The organism is Arenimonas sp. (assembly GCF_041919775.1).
GTDB lineage: Bacteria > Pseudomonadota > Gammaproteobacteria > Xanthomonadales > Xanthomonadaceae > Arenimonas.
On the sequence record NZ_JAYRTE010000004.1, the window covers coordinates 126,687 to 142,605 of the forward strand.

19 protein-coding genes are annotated in these 15,919 nt (G+C 68.7%); 7 read left to right on the forward strand and 12 right to left on the reverse strand.

What is annotated here, in order from left to right:
* Nucleotides 1-3: 3 nt before the first annotated feature.
* Together slyD and ACE3TE_RS04290 are read right to left on the reverse strand one after the other, a co-directional pair.
* Nucleotides 4-486: a peptidylprolyl isomerase gene (slyD, locus tag ACE3TE_RS04285; RefSeq protein WP_374602502.1), complete on the reverse strand. Its 483-nt coding sequence runs from the start codon at nt 484-486 to the stop codon at nt 4-6.
* A gap of 164 nt (nt 487-650) precedes the next feature.
* A complete protein-coding gene (locus tag ACE3TE_RS04290) occupies nt 651-860 on the reverse strand; it encodes a cold-shock protein (protein ID WP_034220063.1) in 210 nt (69 codons plus the stop codon).
* A 176-nt stretch (nt 861-1,036) separates the two neighbouring features.
* Between ACE3TE_RS04290 and ACE3TE_RS04295 the strand changes: the two genes are divergently transcribed.
* Together ACE3TE_RS04295 and ACE3TE_RS04300 are read left to right on the forward strand one after the other, a co-directional pair.
* Nucleotides 1,037-1,813: a ferredoxin--NADP reductase gene (locus tag ACE3TE_RS04295; RefSeq protein WP_374602504.1), complete on the forward strand. Its 777-nt coding sequence runs from the start codon at nt 1,037-1,039 to the stop codon at nt 1,811-1,813.
* Between the two features lie 62 nt (nt 1,814-1,875).
* Nucleotides 1,876-2,409, forward strand: a complete 534-nt coding sequence (locus ACE3TE_RS04300) for a TlpA family protein disulfide reductase (RefSeq protein ID WP_374602506.1) — start codon at nt 1,876-1,878, stop codon at nt 2,407-2,409.
* Nucleotides 2,410-2,411: 2 nt separating this feature from the next.
* Here ACE3TE_RS04300 and ACE3TE_RS04305 read toward each other — a convergent pair whose 3' ends face one another.
* Nucleotides 2,412-2,894, reverse strand: coding sequence for a glutathione peroxidase (locus ACE3TE_RS04305; protein WP_374602508.1), 483 nt, complete (start codon nt 2,892-2,894; stop codon nt 2,412-2,414).
* A gap of 161 nt (nt 2,895-3,055) precedes the next feature.
* Here ACE3TE_RS04305 and ACE3TE_RS04310 point away from each other — a divergent pair, with 161 nt between their 5' ends.
* Nucleotides 3,056-5,215, forward strand: a complete 2,160-nt coding sequence (locus ACE3TE_RS04310) for a M3 family metallopeptidase (protein WP_374602510.1) — start codon at nt 3,056-3,058, stop codon at nt 5,213-5,215.
* A 78-nt stretch (nt 5,216-5,293) separates the two neighbouring features.
* On the opposite strand, the gene ACE3TE_RS04315 is transcribed toward ACE3TE_RS04310, so the two are convergent.
* Both ACE3TE_RS04315 and ACE3TE_RS04320 read right to left on the reverse strand, forming a co-directional pair.
* On the reverse strand, nt 5,294-5,743 hold the full coding sequence (locus ACE3TE_RS04315; protein ID WP_374602512.1) for a PA2169 family four-helix-bundle protein: 450 nt from the start codon (nt 5,741-5,743) through the stop codon (nt 5,294-5,296).
* A gap of 255 nt (nt 5,744-5,998) precedes the next feature.
* Nucleotides 5,999-6,484, reverse strand: a complete 486-nt coding sequence (locus ACE3TE_RS04320; RefSeq protein WP_374602616.1) for an NUDIX domain-containing protein — start codon at nt 6,482-6,484, stop codon at nt 5,999-6,001.
* Between the two features lie 43 nt (nt 6,485-6,527).
* On the opposite strand from ACE3TE_RS04320, the gene ACE3TE_RS04325 reads away from it, so the two are divergent.
* Nucleotides 6,528-7,772 (forward strand): TIGR03862 family flavoprotein, encoded by a 1,245-nt coding sequence (locus ACE3TE_RS04325; protein WP_374602514.1) that lies wholly within the window; start codon nt 6,528-6,530, stop codon nt 7,770-7,772.
* Here ACE3TE_RS04325 and ACE3TE_RS04330 read toward each other — a convergent pair.
* Nucleotides 7,769-8,647 (reverse strand): FKBP-type peptidyl-prolyl cis-trans isomerase, encoded by an 879-nt coding sequence (locus ACE3TE_RS04330; RefSeq protein ID WP_374602516.1) that lies wholly within the window; start codon nt 8,645-8,647, stop codon nt 7,769-7,771. The genes ACE3TE_RS04325 and ACE3TE_RS04330 overlap by 4 nt on opposite strands.
* 49 nt (nt 8,648-8,696) lie before the next feature.
* On the reverse strand, nt 8,697-9,410 hold the full coding sequence (locus ACE3TE_RS04335; protein ID WP_374602517.1) for a pseudouridine synthase: 714 nt from the start codon (nt 9,408-9,410) through the stop codon (nt 8,697-8,699).
* A gap of 243 nt (nt 9,411-9,653) precedes the next feature.
* On the opposite strand from ACE3TE_RS04335, the gene ACE3TE_RS04340 reads away from it, so the two are divergent.
* Complete coding sequence (locus ACE3TE_RS04340; RefSeq protein WP_374602519.1) at nt 9,654-9,836, forward strand: hypothetical protein; 183 nt, start codon at nt 9,654-9,656, stop codon at nt 9,834-9,836.
* A 66-nt stretch (nt 9,837-9,902) separates the two neighbouring features.
* On the opposite strand, the gene dbpA is transcribed toward ACE3TE_RS04340, so the two are convergent.
* Genes dbpA through ACE3TE_RS04355 form a run of 3 tightly spaced genes read right to left on the reverse strand, consistent with a single transcriptional unit; the run spans nt 9,903 to nt 12,391 of the window.
* Nucleotides 9,903-11,273: an ATP-dependent RNA helicase DbpA gene (dbpA, locus tag ACE3TE_RS04345; RefSeq protein ID WP_374602521.1), complete on the reverse strand. Its 1,371-nt coding sequence runs from the start codon at nt 11,271-11,273 to the stop codon at nt 9,903-9,905.
* Between the two features lie 34 nt (nt 11,274-11,307).
* Nucleotides 11,308-11,913, reverse strand: a complete 606-nt coding sequence (locus ACE3TE_RS04350) for a rhomboid family intramembrane serine protease (protein WP_374602523.1) — start codon at nt 11,911-11,913, stop codon at nt 11,308-11,310.
* 25 nt (nt 11,914-11,938) lie between these two features.
* Nucleotides 11,939-12,391 carry a hypothetical protein gene (locus ACE3TE_RS04355; protein WP_374602525.1) on the reverse strand — a complete coding sequence of 151 codons (453 nt, stop codon included), beginning with the start codon at nt 12,389-12,391 and terminating at the stop codon, nt 11,939-11,941.
* Nucleotides 12,392-12,476: 85 nt separating this feature from the next.
* On the opposite strand from ACE3TE_RS04355, the gene ACE3TE_RS04360 reads away from it, so the two are divergent.
* Nucleotides 12,477-13,688, forward strand: a complete 1,212-nt coding sequence (locus ACE3TE_RS04360) for a lytic murein transglycosylase (RefSeq protein ID WP_374602527.1) — start codon at nt 12,477-12,479, stop codon at nt 13,686-13,688.
* Between the two features lie 36 nt (nt 13,689-13,724).
* A complete protein-coding gene (locus ACE3TE_RS04365) occupies nt 13,725-14,588 on the forward strand; it encodes a neutral zinc metallopeptidase (RefSeq protein ID WP_374602529.1) in 864 nt (287 codons plus the stop codon).
* 24 nt (nt 14,589-14,612) lie between these two features.
* Here ACE3TE_RS04365 and ACE3TE_RS04370 read toward each other — a convergent pair whose 3' ends face one another.
* Both ACE3TE_RS04370 and ACE3TE_RS04375 read right to left on the reverse strand, forming a co-directional pair.
* Nucleotides 14,613-15,557 carry an acyltransferase gene (locus tag ACE3TE_RS04370; RefSeq protein WP_374602531.1) on the reverse strand — a complete coding sequence of 315 codons (945 nt, stop codon included), beginning with the start codon at nt 15,555-15,557 and terminating at the stop codon, nt 14,613-14,615.
* Complete coding sequence (locus ACE3TE_RS04375) at nt 15,550-15,918, reverse strand: DUF6164 family protein (protein WP_374602533.1); 369 nt, start codon at nt 15,916-15,918, stop codon at nt 15,550-15,552. The genes ACE3TE_RS04370 and ACE3TE_RS04375 overlap by 8 nt, the downstream gene beginning before the upstream one ends.
* Nucleotide 15,919: the final 1 nt, after the last annotated feature.

Sequence of the window (15,919 nt, forward strand, 5' to 3'; positions counted from 1 at the left end):
GGTTCAGTGCTCGTGGCCGCCGGCGCCGTGCACGTGGCCATGCGCCAGCTCTTCGACGCTGGCGTCACGCACGTCCATCACCTCGACCGCGAAGTGCAGGTTCTGGCCGGCCAGCGGGTGGTTGCCGTCGACGGTGACCATGCCGTCCTCGATCTTGGCGATCACGACCGAGATGGCGCCCTGCGGGGTCTGGGCCTGGAAGTGCATGCCAACCTCGATGTCGTCGACGCCCTGGAAGGCTTCGCGCGGCACGGTCTGGACCAGCATATCGTTGGGGCTGCCGTAGCCTTCTTCCGGGCTGACGACGACGTCGAACTTGTCGCCGGCGCTGCGGCCTTCGAGCGCCTTTTCCAGGCCCGGCACGATGTTGCCGGCGCCGTGCAGGTAGGCCAGCGGCTGGGCGCCGGAGGAAGAATCAATCACCTTGCCGGCATCGTCGGTCAGCGTGTAGTGGAAGGTGGCGACGGTGCGCTCGGCAATCTGCATAGGGGAATCCTTGGGGAATCGGGCCGGCCGGGCGCCCGGCGGCATGGGTAAAGTGAGGGGGCATAGGCTAGGCGATGCGCCCGGCGGGCGCAAACCAGGCGCCCATAAAACACGAGGCCCCGGTCGTTTCCGACCGGGGCCCCGGGTTCACGCGGGAAGGCGCCTTATTCCGGCTGCACTTCGTCCGCCTGCATGCCCTTCTGGCCCTTCACGACCTTGAAGGAGACCTTCTGGCCTTCCTGCAGGGACTTGAAGCCGGTGCCCTGGATAGAGCGGAAGTGGACGAACACGTCCTCGCCACTTTCGGGGGTGATAAAGCCAAAGCCCTTGGCGTCGTTGAACCACTTCACGGTGCCGGTCTGACGGTCAGACATATCTCATTCCTTGTAACAATTAAGGTTGGGTACCCACGATCGGCCATACCGGGCAACCGTAGTTTGCTGAACATACGCGCTTACGGCCGGGAAAGCGAATGCTTTAGAATGGCGGGTTAATGGATCGCCCGCTGCCGCCCGCCGATCCCCCCTCAAAAGCCTTCCCCGGGTAAGCCATGTCCGCCTTCGCCACCGAGCGGGTCCTGTCCGTACGGCACTGGACCGATGCCTACTTCAGCTTCACCACCACCCGTGACGACGGGCTGCGCTTCGACAACGGCCAGTTCGTGATGATCGGGCTGGAGGTCAACGGCCGGCCGCTGATGCGCGCCTATTCGATCGCCAGCGCCAACTGGGAAGAGCACCTGGAGTTCTTCTCGATCAAGGTGCCCGACGGCCCGCTCACCTCCCGGCTGCAGCACATCCAGCCCGGCGACGACCTGCTGGTCAGCCGCAAGCCCACCGGCACCCTGCTCATTTCCGACCTGCATCCGGGCCGCAATCTTTACCTGCTGGGCACCGGCACCGGCCTGGCGCCCTTCCTGGGCGTGGTGAAGGACCCGGAGACCTACGAACGCTTCGACCGGGTGATCCTGACCCACGGCGTGCGCAACATCGCCGACCTGGCCTACCACGACTACATCACCCGCGAACTGCCGCGGCATGAATACCTGGGCGAGGTCATCAGCGAAAAGCTGCTCTATTACCCGGCCGTCAGCCGCGAGCCCTTCCGCCACGCCGGTCGCCTGACCAGCCTGATGGAATCGGGCCAGATGATGCGCGACCTGGGCCTTGACGCGCTGGACCCCGAAAAGGACCGCGCGATGATCTGTGGCAGTCCGCAGATGCTGGCCGACTTCCGCAGCCTGCTCGATGGCCGGGGCTTCACCGCCGCGCCGCGCATCGGCACGGCCGGCCAGTACGTGTTCGAACGCGCCTTCGTCGAGAAGTAGCTCCATAGGCGGCGGGCGCCGGTCCGGGTTAGCCTCGGGCCACCCGGACCGCGGATCCCTCCATGCGCCTTTCCTTCCTGCTTGCCTGCCTCCTTACCTTGGCCGCCTTTCCGGCCCTGGCCGCGGAGGACACGAGGCCGGCGGTCGGCACGGCGCCGCCGGACATCTTCGGCAAAGACAAGGACGGCAATCCGGTCGCCCTGTCCGGGCATCCGGACAAGGTGGTCATCATCACGTTCTGGGCGTCCTGGTGTGGCCCCTGCCTGCGTGAGCTGCCCGTGCTGGACAAGATCAGGCGCGCCGTCGGCAGCGAACACCTGGAAGTGATCGCCGTGAACTTCGAGGAGCCGCGCCGGGACTTCCTGCGCATTGTTCGCGAACTGCCCGATTCACCGCTGACCTGGGTGCACGACCGCAAGGGAAGGATCGCCGAGGCCTACGGCGTGAAGGCCTTGCCCAACATGTTCATCGTCGACCGCGACGGAACGATCTCGTCGCGGCATATCGGCTACGGCGAATCCTCGATCCAGAAGATCGCCGGCGAAATGCTCGCCCTGCTTCCGCCCGAGGCGCTCGCGCGCCCTGCGGGCCAGTAGGCTCAGCCCAGCGCCTTCTCGATGTCCCGACGGATCGACTCGGGCTTGTCGGTCGGGGCGTAACGCCTGATCACCTGCCCGTCGCGGCCGACCAGGAACTTGGTGAAGTTCCACTTGATGCCTTCCAGGCCCAGCAGCCCCGCCTTCTCCGACTTGAGCCACTTCCACAGGGGGTGGGCGGCGGCGCCATTGACCTCGACCTTGTCGAACATCGGGAAACTGACGTCGTAGGTGAGCGAGCAGAAGTTGCGGATCTCGTCGGCGTCGCCCGGCTCCTGGTGGCCGAACTGGTCGCAGGGAAAACCCAGCACCACCAGGTCACGGTCCCTGAAATCCCGCCAGAGCTGTTCGAGCCCCGCGTATTGCGGCGTGAAGCCGCATTTGCTCGCGGTGTTGACCACCAGCAGCACCTTGCCGCGCCAGGCTTCCAGTGGCTGCGGGCTGCCGTCGAGGGCCGTGGCGGAGAAATCGAATGCAGTAGTCATGGGGGTCTCCTGGCGGGACTGCCAGCCTAGCGCATGGAGAACCGGCCGGCCGGCTTTTCACGCAGCCTTTACGACGCCGGCAACGGCCCATGTCTTTCGTCACGGTCGGCTTCAGGGGCCATGGAGTACGCTCGTGGTTTACCTGTCCCGCAAGGATCCCCATGAACCACAAGCTCTCCCTCGCGCTCGCGGCCGCCCTGGCCGCCGCTTCCCCGGGCCTCGTGATGGCCCAGGCCGAGCAGGCCGCCGATTCCGCGGTCGAGCCGGTGTCCGGCAACCCCTTCTTCGTGGCCAGCAACCTGCCCTACCAGGCGCCGCGATTCGACCTGATCAAGGACGAGCACTACCAACCGGCGCTGGAGCGCGGCATGGCCGAGCAGCGCGCCGAGGTGACCGCGATCGCCGCCAACCCGGAGGCACCGAGCTTCCAGAACACCATCGTCGCGCTGGAAAAGACCGGCACCCTGCTCAACCGCACCGCCGCGGTGTTTGGCAATCTCGCCGGCGCGCACACCAATCCGGAAATCCAGAAGGTGCAGGCCACGCTGGCCCCGAAGTTCGCCGCCCATCAGGACGCGATCGTCCTGGACGGCAAGCTCTTCGCCCGCATCAAGTCGCTCTATGACCAGCGTGATTCGCTCGACCTCGACGCCGAGTCCAAGCGCCTGCTCGAGCGCTACCACACCGACTTCATCCGCGCCGGCGCCAACCTGTCCGACGCGGACAAGGAAACCCTGAAGGCCATGAACGCCGAGCTGGCCAGCCTGGCGACCACCTTCAGCCAGAACGTGCTCAAGGAAGTGAACGATTCGGCGGTGCTGGTCGACGACATCAAGCTGCTCGACGGCCTGTCCGACCAGGCGATCACCGCCGCGGCCGCCTCGGCCAAGGAAGCCGGCCACGAAGGCAAGTACCTCATCGCCCTCCAGAACACCTCCGGCCAGCCGCCGCTGACCAACCTCACCAACCGCGAGCTGCGCAAGAAGATCATGGCCGCATCGCTGGTGCGCGGCACCCGCGGCAACGAGTGGGACAACACCGCCATCGTCGCCAAGGTCGCCAGGCTGCGCGCCGAACGCGCCAAGCTGCTCGGCTACGACACCCACGCGCAGTACGTGCTCGAGGACGAAACCGCCGGCACCGTCGAAGCCGTCAACAAGCTGCTCTCCGACCTGGCCCCGGCCGCGGTCGCGAACGCCCGCAAGGAAGCGGCCGAGATGCAGGCGATCATCGACGCCGAGGGTGGCGACTTCCAGCTCGAGGCCGCCGACTGGGCCTTCTACGCCGACAAGGTGCGCCAGCAGAAGTACGCCTTCGACGAAGCGCAGCTCAAGCCCTACTTCGAGATCAACAACGTGCTCGAGAAGGGCGTGTTCTACGCGGCAGGCCAGCTCTACGGCCTGAGCTTCAAGGAGCGCAAGGACATCCCGGTCTACCATCCCGACGTGCGCGTCTGGGAGGTTTTCGAGGCCGACGGCAGCAAGCTGGGCCTTTTCTACGGCGACTTCTATGCCCGCCCGAGCAAGCGCGGCGGCGCCTGGATGAATGCCTACGTGCCCCAGAACGGCCTGACCGGCACCCAGCCGGTGGTCGCCAACCACCAGAACATCCCCAAGCCGGCCGACGGCCAGCCGACCCTGATGACCTTCGACGAGGTCACCACCATGTTCCATGAGTTCGGCCACGCGCTGCACGGCCTGTTCTCGGACGTGAAGTACCCGCAGTTCGCGGGCACCTCGGTGCCGCGCGATTTCGTCGAATACCCGTCGCAGGTCAACGAGATGTGGGCCACCTGGCCCTCGATCCTGGCCAACTACGCCAAGCACCATGAAACCGGCGAGCCGATCCCGCAGGCGCTGCTGGACAAGGTGCTGGCCGCCGAGCAGTACGGCCAGGGCCATGCGACCACCGAGTACCTGGCTGCGGCCATGCTCGACCAGGCCATCCACCAGCAGGTCGCCGGCAACGTCGCCACCGACACCCTGGCCTTCGAGGCCAAGGCGCTCGAGGCCGCGGGTCTGGACTATCCGCCGGTGCCGCCGCGTTACCGCAGCGCCTACTTCTCGCACATCATGGGCGGCTACTCGGCCGGCTATTACGCCTACCTGTGGTCCGAGGTGCTGGACGCCGAGTCGGTGGAATGGTTCAAGGAGAACGGCGGCCTCAAGCGCGAGAACGGCGACCACTTCCGCAAGACCCTGCTCTCGCGCGGCGGCAGCGCCGATGCGATGCAGATCTTCCGCGACTTCCGCGGCCGCGACCCGGAAGTCGGTCCGCTGCTCAAGCGCCGCGGCCTGGAAGCCAAGCCTGATTCCGAATAAACCCCGGCACCAGGCAAAAAGAAACCGCCCGAATCACTTCGGGCGGTTTTTTTGCGCCGGACGAACCGGCGACGTGGATCAGGCGTTGCGCTGGCAGGCGCGCAGTTCCTTGTTAAGGACCTCGGCCTTGGACACGTACTGCTTGGCCAGGACGCGGACCACGAAGCTGTGGTCGCGGTCCAGCACGACCTTCTGGAAGGTAGTCTGCAGCTGGCCTTCGATTTCGGCCATGCGGGTGAAACGCTCGACCGGCGAATCCGGCCACTGCTTGCGCATGCCGGCATAGACCTTGCTCAGTTCACCCAGGCTGCTGGCGGGCTTCTTCACCGCCTTCTTCGCCCCGGCCTTCGGCGCCGGCTTCATTTCCCCCGAGAGCTCCGCGGCCAGCTCCGACTTGGCCTTGGCCAGGCGGGCAAACAGCGTGCTGACCTTTTTGTCTTTCACCTTCTGCGCCGCTTCTTCATAGAACGCGGTGCCATCCTCGCTGATCTCGATCAGGTCGGAAATACTGCTGGTGGTGTCGGTCATGCGGCGCTCCTTGGCGTGATGGTAGGGCAGCGCGATCGTCCCGCGGCCCAGACCAGGCGGCGGAGTGTCCCGGAACCGGGACCAGGCGATCACGAAGGAAAGCTCTTGAAACCGGACCAGCACCCATGGCGGGTGGCTGGAACCGGTTAAGGATACGCTTCGGCGCGTAAAAATTAGGTTATCCACAGGCCGGGGCGGTTTCAAACGCCCTTCACAAACCCGTTCGAAGACGTTGTCGGCAGTTTAGCGACAAATTCAGCGCGAATAAGCCCAGGACACCATTTGACCAGCCCGATACGGCATCACCCCGTGGAACGGCCGTGGATCCCCGTCGAACACCAGGGGCAGGAAATGCCGGTCCCCCTCCCACAGCGGCAGGCTTTCCATCTGGTCGAGGGGAACCCAGTGCAGGTCACCCTCCGCATTACGGGCCGGCGGTTCGCCGCTGAACTGCCCGACCAGGAAGATGAAGCCGAGCCAGTCCTCGCCGTTCTTGCCAAAACCCGGCCAGCTGATGGTGCCGCGCAGCTGCATCGACTGGCACTCGATGCCGGCCTCCTCGCGGATCTCTCGGCGCATGCCGGCCATCACGTCCTCGTCGGGCTCGAGCTTGCCACCGAGTCCGTTGTACTTGCCCAGGTGGTTGTCCCCGGGCCGGGCATTGCGGTGGACCATCAGGCAGTGGCGGCCATCGGGGGACAGGACATAACCCAGGGTGGCGACGATCGGGGTGTAGGGCACGCGTTCCTCGGCAAGACGGCAGGCATGCAAGCATAATCTCCCGATGCCACCAACCCACCTCCCCGGCCTGGCCGTCATCGGCGGTGGCCCCGCCGGCCTGATGGCCGCCGAAACCGCACGTGCCGCCGGCGTCGAGGTCGACCTGTTCGACGCCAAGGGGTCGGTGGGCCGCAAGGTGCTGATCGCCGGCAAGGGCGGGCTGAACCTGACCCACGGCGAGTCCTTCGACGCCTTCTGCCGCCGCTTTGGCGAACGCAGCGACGACGTCTCGCGCTGGCTGCGCGACTTCGGGCCGGACCAGCTTCGCGACTGGGCCGCCGGCCTGGGCGTGGATACCTTCGTGGGCTCGTCCGGCCGCGTCTTCCCCACCGACCTCAAGGCCGCGCCCCTGCTGCGCGGCTGGGTGCGCCGACTGCGCGAACAGGGGGTGCGTTTCCACGTGCACCATCGCTGGCTGGGACTGGACGAGAACGGCGCGCACCGCTTCGGGACGCCCGAGGGCGAACGCCGGCTCCGGGCCGGCGCCTCGGTGTTCGCCATGGGCGGCGGCAGCTGGCCGCAGCTGGGCTCGGATGGTGCCTGGACCGAAGGGCTGGCGGACGCGGGCGTGGACATCGCGCCGCTGCAGCCGGCGAACTGTGGCTTCGACGTCGGCTGGAGCGAGCATTTCGCCCAGCGCTTCGCCGGCGCGCCGATCAAGCCGGTGCGGCTGGCGATCGCCGGCCGCACCCCGCTGCGCTGGCGCCAGGGCGAATGCGTGGCCACCGCCACCGGCCTGGAAGGCAGCCTCGTCTACGCCCTGTCCGCCGAGCTTCGCGACACGATTGCCCGCGACGGCGAAGCAATCCTGCTGGCCGACCTGCTGCCGGGACGCGAGACCGACCGCCTGGCCCGCGACCTGGCGCGGCCCCGCGGCGGCCGCAGCCTCAGCGAACACCTGCGCCGACAGGCCGGTCTGTCCGGGGTGAAGGCGGGCCTGCTTCGCGAAGTGCTTGCGGCCAACGTCCTCAATGGCGAGCCCGCGACCCTCGCTGCGGCAATCAAGGCCCTGCCCCTGCACCTGCGTGCCGCCAGGCCGCTGGCCGAGGCCATCTCCACCGCCGGGGGGGTCCGGCTGGAAGGCCTGGACGAGGGGCTCATGCTGCGCGATCGTCCCGGCCTGTTTGCGGCCGGGGAAATGCTCGACTGGGAAGCGCCGACCGGCGGCTACCTGCTGACCGCCTGCTTCGCCAGCGGCCGCCTGGCCGGTGCACGCGCCGCGGCCTGGCTCAAGCGCGGCACCGCCTAGCCTTCCGGCAGGGCCTGCGGGTCCGCAGCCATGATGTTGCCGCCGTGCGCCTGCGCCTGCCCGGGCCTGGCGAAGCCATAGAGCGTGACATCGAACACCAGCATCCCGCGCGGCGCGCCCTGCATCGGCACGGCGTCGTAGGCCAGCTCGCCGGGTATCCAGAACCGGAACCGGTCGCCGCGCGCCATCATTCCCATGCCTTCGCGCCAGCCGGAAATCACCTGGTCCAGCGGCAGGGACGAACGGACGTTGCGACGCAGCGAACTGTCGAACACCCGGCCGTCCGGCGTCCAACCGGTGTAGTGGACCAGCACGATGTCGCCGGGAGCCGGCGTCGCCCCGCCCTTGCCGCGGGCCAGGACCTTGTAGGCCAGCCCGCTCGGGGTGCGCTGCGCGTCCGCGGGCACCACGGCGACATCCGGCGGCGCCCGGGTCGGGTCACTGCCGCCGAGCACGGTCACGTCCATTACGTGGGGCAAGGCCGGCATGCCCGGGTAGCCCGGTGCCAGGACCTCCGCCGTCAGCCACCAGCGCCGGGTTTCGCCGACCGGCGTGGTCAGCAAGGCACGGGCCAGGCCGGGCTGGAAGCGCACGAGTTCGCGCAGCGGCGACACGGTGCTGCCCGATTCGGCGGCATTGAAACGCGTCACGCCATCGGCACTCCAGCCGTCGAGCCGGTATTCGATGAAAGGCTCACGCACCAGGTTCGACGGATCCGGTCCCGGCGTGAGCACCTGGTAGGCCATGCCGGTGGCGGTGCCGGTCGCCTGCGCCGGCGGCGCGTCCAGCGGGCGCGGCGCGGGCAGCGGCTTTACCGCCGCCCAACCTTCGAGGGACGCCAGCAACAACAGGACCAGCAGGACGAAACGGGGCATGCAGCGGACTTCAGAAATCAGACGGGGGCAAAGGGTAGCACCGCGGTCGCTACCAGTCGGTATGCTCGGGCAGCAGGCCACGAAGCTCCTGATCGGTCAGGTTGCGCCAGCGGCCTGGCTTGAGTTCGCCGAGCTTCACGTTCGCGATCCGGATCCGCCGCAGCTGCGTGACGCGGTAGCCGAACGCCGCCGCCATCAGGCGGATCTGGCGGTTCAGGCCCTGGGTCAGCACGATCGAGAAACCGAAGCGCGCGATCTTGCGCGTGCGGCAAGGCAGCGTCATCTGGTTGTGGATGCGCACGCCCCGGGCCATGCCGCGCAGGAAGTCCTCGGTGACCGCCTGGTTCACGCCGACGAGGTATTCCTTTTCCTTCTTCTCTTCGGCACGAAGGATCCGGTTGACGATGTCGCCGTTGCTGGTGAGCAGGATCAGGCCTTCGCTGTCCTTGTCCAGGCGACCGATCGGGAAGATGCGCTGCTCGTGGCCGACGAAGTCGACGATGTTGCCCTTCACCGTCGTATCGGTGGTGCAAGTGATGCCGACCGGCTTGTACAGGGCGATGTACACATGCCGCCGTCGCCCCGGCCGGCTGTCGCGGGCCCGGAGCACCTGGCCGTCGACCTGGACCTCGTCACCCTCCCCGACCTGGGTGCCGATGCCGGCCCGCACGCCGTTGACGCTGACCCGGCCCTCGGACACCAGGCGGTCGGCCTCCCGGCGGGAGCAGAAGCCGGTTTCGGCGATGTGCTTGTTGACTCGCATGGGTGCCGCGCCGCGTCAGAAGTGGCGCGAATGCTGGCACGGCGCGCCCGGCAAGTCATCCCGGTCGCGGCACCACGGGTTTCGGGTGGACCCGAAGATATGGGGGTCCGGGCCGGTCCGGGTGTCCCCTCTTGGGTTTGCAAGGCGTTGTTCTTCCCAGCGGGTCGCCCCCCCTCGGGATATGGCACGGAAAATGCAGCGCTTTGCCTGCAAGCCAATCCCCCGACTGCGCAGGAGAACACCATGGGCATCGTCATCCCCTTCCCCACCAAGCAGGTCCTGGACGACGAACTGGCCATCCAGCTCTGGGAGCTGGTGATGGCCGGCGACATCGGCAGCACCGAATACCGCCGCCTGGACGCCGAGATCAACCGTCGCCGCGCCGCGCGTTCCCCGGTCGCCAGCGTCGCCATGCCGGCCCGCTGAGCCCACCGCCGTGAGGATCGAAACCCGCTGGGCGCAGCGCGGCCGCGCCCGGCGGCGCCACCGCCATCAGCCCAGCTTCCGGATCCGGAAACTCCGGCCCTTGACCTTGCCCGTGCGCAGCCTGTCCATGGCCTTCTGGACCTGGCTGCGTTCGATGGCGACGTAGGTCCGGGTCGCGAAGCCGGCGATCTTGCCGATCGCCGCGGCGTCGAGGCCGCCGGCGCCGGTAAGCGCGCCGACGACGTCGCCCGGCCGCAGTTTGTCCTGCCGGCCGGCGTCGATCACTAGGGTCTGCATCGCCGGCAGCGGCGGCCGCGCCGGCCGGCGCGACAGGTCGATGCGCTCCCAGCGCACGGCGCCGCCCAGGGCTTCTTCGATCGGGATCACCCGGCGGCGCTCGTCACCCGAGACCAGGGCCAGCGCCATGCCGGCCAGGCCGGCGCGGCCGGTGCGGCCGATGCGATGCGTGTGGATGTCGGCGTCGCTGGCCAGGCCGTGGCTGATCACCAGCGGCAGGCCGGCGATGTCCAGGCCGCGCGCGGCCACGTCGGTGGCTACCAGCACCCGACAGCTGCCATTCGCGAACTGCACCAGCACCTCGTCGCGCTCGCGCTGGTCGAGGTCGCCGTGCAGGGCCAGGGCCGCGAAACCGCGCTGCAGCAGGTCCTCGTGCAGCTGCGCGACGTCGCGGCGGGTATTGCAGAAGACCAGCGCCGATTCCGGCGCCAGGTCACCCAGCAGCAGCGCCACGGCGTCGGCCTTGCGCGGCGCCTCGACCTCGTAGAAGCGCTGCTCGATGGCTTCGCCGGCCGGGTCGGCCACTTCGATCGATGCGGGGTCCCGCTGGTAGCGCGCGCCCAGCTCCCGCACCGCTTCGGGCAGGGTGGCCGAAAACAGCAGGGTCTGGCGCGACGCCGGCGCCTGGCCGAGGATGCCGGCGATGGCGTCGGCGAAGCCCATGTCGAGCATGCGGTCGGCTTCGTCGAGCACCGCCACGCGCAGCCCGTCGAGCTTCAGCGCGCCCTCGTCCATCAGCTCCTGCAGCCGGCCCGGGGTGCCCACCACCACCTGCGGCGGATGCACCAGCGAGGCCAGGTGCGGACGCAGGGGCACGCCGCCGCAGAACACGGACACCTTCAGGTTGGGCAGCTGGCGGCCGAGGCGGCGGATTTCCTTGCCCACTTGGTCGGCCAGCTCACGCGTGGGGCAAAGCACCAGCGCCTGAACGCCCCCGGCCGCGGCATCGACCCGCGCCAGCAGGCCCAGGCCGAAGGCAACGGTCTTGCCGCTTCCGGTCTTCGCCCGCGCGCTGACGTCGCGGCCTTCGAGCAGGGCCGGCAGGCTGGCGGCCTGCACCGGGGTCGGGGTGTCGAACCCCAGGGAGGCCAGGGTTTCCGCCAGGGCGGCGGGCAGCGGGAGGTTTGAGAAGGAAGTCATGGCGCATTCTCGCATGCCGCCGTCGAGCTTCCGCTCAGGGCGAGAGCAGGCTCTGCCAGAAGTGCGCCAGCACCCGCGGCTCCATCAGCACCGTGAACAGCACGCCGTAGGCCGCGCCGGCCAGGTGGGCGCTGTGGTTGATGCGATCGGCCTGCCTGCGTTCGGCGTAGATCGAATAACCCACGTAGAGCAAGGCATAGATGATCGCCGGCACCGGGATCACGTAGACGAAGATCAGCTGCCAGGGCTGCAGCAGGATGAAGGCGAACAGCACCGCCGAAACGGCGCCCGAGGCTCCCAGCGTCGCGTAGTTGGGGTCGTTGCGGTGGCGCAGGTAACTCGGCAGCGCCGACACGACCAGGGCCGACAGGTAAAAACCCACGAAGCCCGCCGGCCCCAGGTACTGCGCGTAGAACCCCTCCATCAGCCGGCCGAAGAAGTACAGCGTGATCATGTTGAACGCCAGGTGCATGACGTCGCCATGCACGAAGCCGTAGGTGATGAACCGGTGGAACTCGCGGCCCCGGGTCACCGCCGGTGGCCACAGCAGCAGCCGCTGCAGCAGCTTGTCATTCTTGAAGGCCAGCCACGACACCAGGCCGGTGACGGCAATGATGCCGATGGTGAAGTTCAGTTCCATGGGAATCCTTTCCGGCGTAGCCTGGTCAATCCTTGCCCAGCTTCATGCGTCCGCCATCGGGCGTGAGCACCTCGCAGCTGCCCGTCCAGGCCGGCTGCTCGCCCGTGCCACCCTGCATGCGCCCTTCGGCAAGCTCACGGAATTCCGCGGCCAGGCCGGCGCGTCCAGCCTCGTCGAGCCGGCACGCCATGCGCATCTCGCCCGGCATCGTCTGGCTGTAGCCGCACAGCCCTTCGTCAAGGCCGGTGATGGCATGTTCGATCACGAAATCGCGCACGAACGGATGCGGCGACTGGTGGCTGGCCGGCACGCAGGCTTCCAGCGCGGCGGCGAACGCCAGGTGCGCTGCAGCCGGATCCGCCGCTGCCACTCCGGCAGCCGGGCTGGCGGGCGCTGCCGGGCCCGCCGTCGCGGCGAGGGCCAGCGGGGAAAGAAGGACAAGACCGGCCAGCAGGCCGGCCCGGGAGTGGCGTGACATGGCGACGCTCCTTTCGATTCGTCGGCGGCAGCATAACGCGGGCGCAGGGGTCACGATTCATCTGCGGGCTGGCAAAGTGGCGGGCATGCGAACGAACCCGCTGCTGCCCGCCCTCCTCCTGGCCCTCGCCCCCGCGACCGGTCTCGCGGCCACCGACCTGGGTGCCTGCCTGGATCGACTGCAAGCCCAGGCCCGCACCGCCGGCATCGGCGAAGCGCTGTTCCGCGAACACACCGCAGGCCTGGAGTCCGACCCGTCGGTGCTCGAAGCCCTGGATTACCAGCCCGAGTTCCGCACGCCGCTCTGGGACTACCTCGCCGGCCTGGTCGACCAGCAGCGCGTGGACGACGGCCGGGCCATGCTGGCCGGGCACGCCGGTCTTCTCGCGCAGATCGAAGACGAGTACGGCGTCGACCCGGCGACGGTGGTGGCCGTATGGGGCGTGGAAAGCGACTACGGCCGCACCTTCGGCAGCAAGTCGCTGCTCCGTTCGCTCGCCACGCTGTCCTGCGCCGGCCGGCGACAGGACTTTTTCCGCGGCGAGCTGTTCGCGGTGCTCAAGCTGATCCAGTCCGGCGACCTGGCGGCCGACAACCTGACCGGCTCCTGGGCCGGCGCCTTCGGGCACACCCAGTTCATGCCGTCGACCTACGCCCGGATCGCAGTGGACGGCGACGGCGACGGCCGGCGCGACCTGGTCGGATCGGTGCCCGATGCGCTCGCGTCGACCGCCAACTACCTCAAGCGCTCGGGCTGGCGGACCGGCCAGGCCTGGGGACATGAAGTGACCCTGCCGGCCGGCTTCGATACTTCGGTGAACGGCCGCACCGCGCGGCGCCCGCTTTCGGCCTGGCGAAGCCGCGGCCTGGTGCGGGCCGACGGCGGCGAACTTCCCGGGGACGACCGCGCCGCCGCGCTGCTGGTGCCCACGGGGGACAAGGGTCCGGCCTTCCTCGTTTTCCGCAACTACGACGCCATCTACTCCTACAACGCCGCGGAGAGTTACGCGCTGGCCATTTCGCTGCTGTCGGACCGGCTGCGCGGCGCCGGCGGGCTCAAGGCCGACTGGCCCACCGAAGATCCGGGCCTGTCCCGCGCCGAGCGGCGCGAGCTGCAGCAATATCTGGTCGACCTGGGCCACGACATTGGAGCGGTCGACGGCATGGTGGGCAAGAAGACCCGTGAAGCCCTGGCCCTGGAACAGGCCCGCCTGGGCCTGCCGGCCGACGGTCGCGCCGGCCAGCGCGTGCTCCGGGCCCTGCGTGCGGATCGCGGCTCGCCTGCACCGTCCGAATGACACACAATCCGACCCGTCCCCCGCGGAGGTTATTCCATGAAGTGGCGAAGCGCTCGACGTAGCAGTAACGTTCAGGACATCCGCGGCCGGCGCGGCGGCGGTGGCATGAAGCTCGGGCTGGGCGGCGTTGCCGCGGTGGTCGTGATCGGCCTGCTGCTGGGCAAGAACCCGATGGAGCTGCTGGGGCTGGTGAACCAGGTCCAGCAGCAGATGCCCGCCGGTCCTGCCGGCCAGGGCGACGCGCCGCCGGTGAACGACGAGGCCTCGCAGTTCGTCGCCAGCATCCTGGGCGAGACCGAGGATGTCTGGGGCGCGATCTTCGAGGCCAGCGGCAGCCAGTACACGCCGGCGCAGCTGGTGCTGTTCAGCGGACAGGTACAGTCGGCCTGTGGCGGCGCCAGCGCGGCGGTGGGTCCCTTTTACTGCCCGGCCGACCAGAAGGTTTATATCGACCTGAGCTTCTTCGACCAGATGGAGCGGCGGCTCGGCGGCGGCGGCGATTTCGCCGAGGCCTACGTCATCGCACACGAAGTCGGCCATCACGTGCAGACGCTCACCGGCATTTCCGGCCGGGTGAATGCCATCCGCCAGCGCGGCGGCAACGTCGAGGGTGCCGAGGGCCCGCTGGTGCGCCAGGAACTGCAGGCGGACTGCTACGCCGGGCTGTGGGCCCACCACGCGCAGCGGCGCCACGCCTGGCTCGAGGACGGCGACCTCGAGGAGGCGATGAACACCGCCACCGCGATCGGCGACGACACCCTGCAGCGCCAAGGCCAGGGCCAGGTGGTGCCCGACTCCTTCACCCACGGCAGCGCGGCGCAGCGGGTCCGCTGGTTCCGCATCGGCTTCGAATCCGGCGACGTGGGCCGCTGCGATACCTTCGCCGCGAGCCAGCTCTGAGCCTTCGGCGCGCCGGCCCCTGCTTCAGGGGTCGGCGTGGGAATCTCCCCATGCCTGCAGGCACGCGTCCTTCTCCAGCCAAAGCTGGTTGAGCCAGGCCTGGAAACGGCGACGGAAGTCGCGGTCGCCGTCGTAGTCGGCACCCACGAAACCGTCCGGAATCGGCCGTTCCACCACGCGCACGCGCACGGTGCGGATCCGGTCGGCGAACAGGTCGGCCAGGCTCGGCTGCGCCCGGTCGTAGTGGACGGTGACGTCCAGCACCCCGTCGAGCGCATCCCCCATCGCACCCAGCACGAAGGCCGCGCCGCCGGCCCTCGGACGCAGCAGGTGCCGGTACGGACTGCCCTGGCTGGCGTGCTTGGCCGGCGTGAAACGCGTGCCTTCGACGAAATTCATGATCGACACCGGCAGGTGCCGGAATTTTTCGCAGGCCCGGCGCGTCACTTCCAGGTCGCGTCCGGCCAGTTCGGGTCGCCGCGCCAGCTGGCTCTTGGTCGCGCGCTGCATGAAGGGGAAGTCGAGCGCCCACCAGCACAGGCCAAGCACCGGCACCCAGATCAGCTGGCGCTTGAGGAAAAACCGCAGCAGCGGGATGCGCCGGTTGAAGATCTTCTGCAGCACCGGGATGTCGACCCAGCTGCGATGGTTGGCCAGCACCAGGTAGTGGCCACCGGGCCGCAGCGATTCGAGGCCTTCGACCACGAAGCGGGTGCGGGTGAAGCCGTCGATCATCGCGCTGTTGACCGCGATCCAGCTTTCGGCGATGCCCGGCAGACGGTGTTCAAGCCAGCGCTGCAGCGCCGGCACCGGCAACAGCTTCACCAGGGCCGCGACGATAAGCAGCGGCCCGTAAACCAGCGTATTGGCGATGAACCCGATAGCCGCCAGCGGCACCCGCAGCGCCGCGGGCAGGTGCAGGAACAGCGAACGGGGTGCCGGCGATTCCGGCCCGGACGACTCAGCCATGGGCCAGGAACAGGAACGGCAGGGTCACCAGACCCAGCATCAGCAGGATGCCCAGAACCGTCGCAAGGGCGCGCAGAGGGTCTTCCCGGAACGCCGACCAGGCGCTGGGAGCACGCCCTTCGGCGATGGCCTCGGCGCGCTCGCGGCGCATGCGCTCGCCGCGCTCGGCCTGGTAGCGGGCCAGGTGTGCGCGGGCGACGGCGACCTGGCTGTCGTCGGGAAGCCACAGGCCGCCTCCGGAGACGCCCCACAGGCTGGGTTTGGTCTCGTAATACTCGATGTGCTGCCCTTCGAGCAGCGAACGGACCTCGTCGGCCTCGTCCTCGGGCACGTTGCGCAGGTTGAGCAGGAGCGTCGGCATC

Excerpts from the sequence above, each read along its gene's own strand:
- slyD (WP_374602502.1), bottom strand. The coding sequence starts at position 486 with ATGCAGATTGCCGAGCGCACCGTCGCCACCTTCCACTACACGCTGACC.
- ACE3TE_RS04290 (WP_034220063.1), bottom strand. The coding sequence starts at position 860 with ATGTCTGACCGTCAGACCGGCACCGTGAAGTGGTTCAACGACGCCAAG.
- ACE3TE_RS04295 (WP_374602504.1), top strand. The coding sequence starts at position 1,037 with ATGTCCGCCTTCGCCACCGAGCGGGTCCTGTCCGTACGGCACTGGACC.
- ACE3TE_RS04300 (WP_374602506.1), top strand. The coding sequence starts at position 1,876 with ATGCGCCTTTCCTTCCTGCTTGCCTGCCTCCTTACCTTGGCCGCCTTT.
- ACE3TE_RS04305 (WP_374602508.1), bottom strand. The coding sequence starts at position 2,894 with ATGACTACTGCATTCGATTTCTCCGCCACGGCCCTCGACGGCAGCCCG.
- ACE3TE_RS04310 (WP_374602510.1), top strand. The coding sequence starts at position 3,056 with ATGAACCACAAGCTCTCCCTCGCGCTCGCGGCCGCCCTGGCCGCCGCT.
- ACE3TE_RS04315 (WP_374602512.1), bottom strand. The coding sequence starts at position 5,743 with ATGACCGACACCACCAGCAGTATTTCCGACCTGATCGAGATCAGCGAG.
- ACE3TE_RS04325 (WP_374602514.1), top strand. The coding sequence starts at position 6,528 with ATGCCACCAACCCACCTCCCCGGCCTGGCCGTCATCGGCGGTGGCCCC.
- ACE3TE_RS04330 (WP_374602516.1), bottom strand. The coding sequence starts at position 8,647 with ATGCCCCGTTTCGTCCTGCTGGTCCTGTTGTTGCTGGCGTCCCTCGAA.
- ACE3TE_RS04335 (WP_374602517.1), bottom strand. The coding sequence starts at position 9,410 with ATGCGAGTCAACAAGCACATCGCCGAAACCGGCTTCTGCTCCCGCCGG.
- ACE3TE_RS04340 (WP_374602519.1), top strand. The coding sequence starts at position 9,654 with ATGGGCATCGTCATCCCCTTCCCCACCAAGCAGGTCCTGGACGACGAA.
- dbpA (WP_374602521.1), bottom strand. The coding sequence starts at position 11,273 with ATGACTTCCTTCTCAAACCTCCCGCTGCCCGCCGCCCTGGCGGAAACC.
- ACE3TE_RS04350 (WP_374602523.1), bottom strand. The coding sequence starts at position 11,913 with ATGGAACTGAACTTCACCATCGGCATCATTGCCGTCACCGGCCTGGTG.
- ACE3TE_RS04355 (WP_374602525.1), bottom strand. The coding sequence starts at position 12,391 with ATGTCACGCCACTCCCGGGCCGGCCTGCTGGCCGGTCTTGTCCTTCTT.
- ACE3TE_RS04360 (WP_374602527.1), top strand. The coding sequence starts at position 12,477 with ATGCGAACGAACCCGCTGCTGCCCGCCCTCCTCCTGGCCCTCGCCCCC.
- ACE3TE_RS04365 (WP_374602529.1), top strand. The coding sequence starts at position 13,725 with ATGAAGTGGCGAAGCGCTCGACGTAGCAGTAACGTTCAGGACATCCGC.
- ACE3TE_RS04370 (WP_374602531.1), bottom strand. The coding sequence starts at position 15,557 with ATGGCTGAGTCGTCCGGGCCGGAATCGCCGGCACCCCGTTCGCTGTTC.
- ACE3TE_RS04375 (WP_374602533.1), bottom strand. The coding sequence starts at position 15,918 with ATGCCGACGCTCCTGCTCAACCTGCGCAACGTGCCCGAGGACGAGGCC.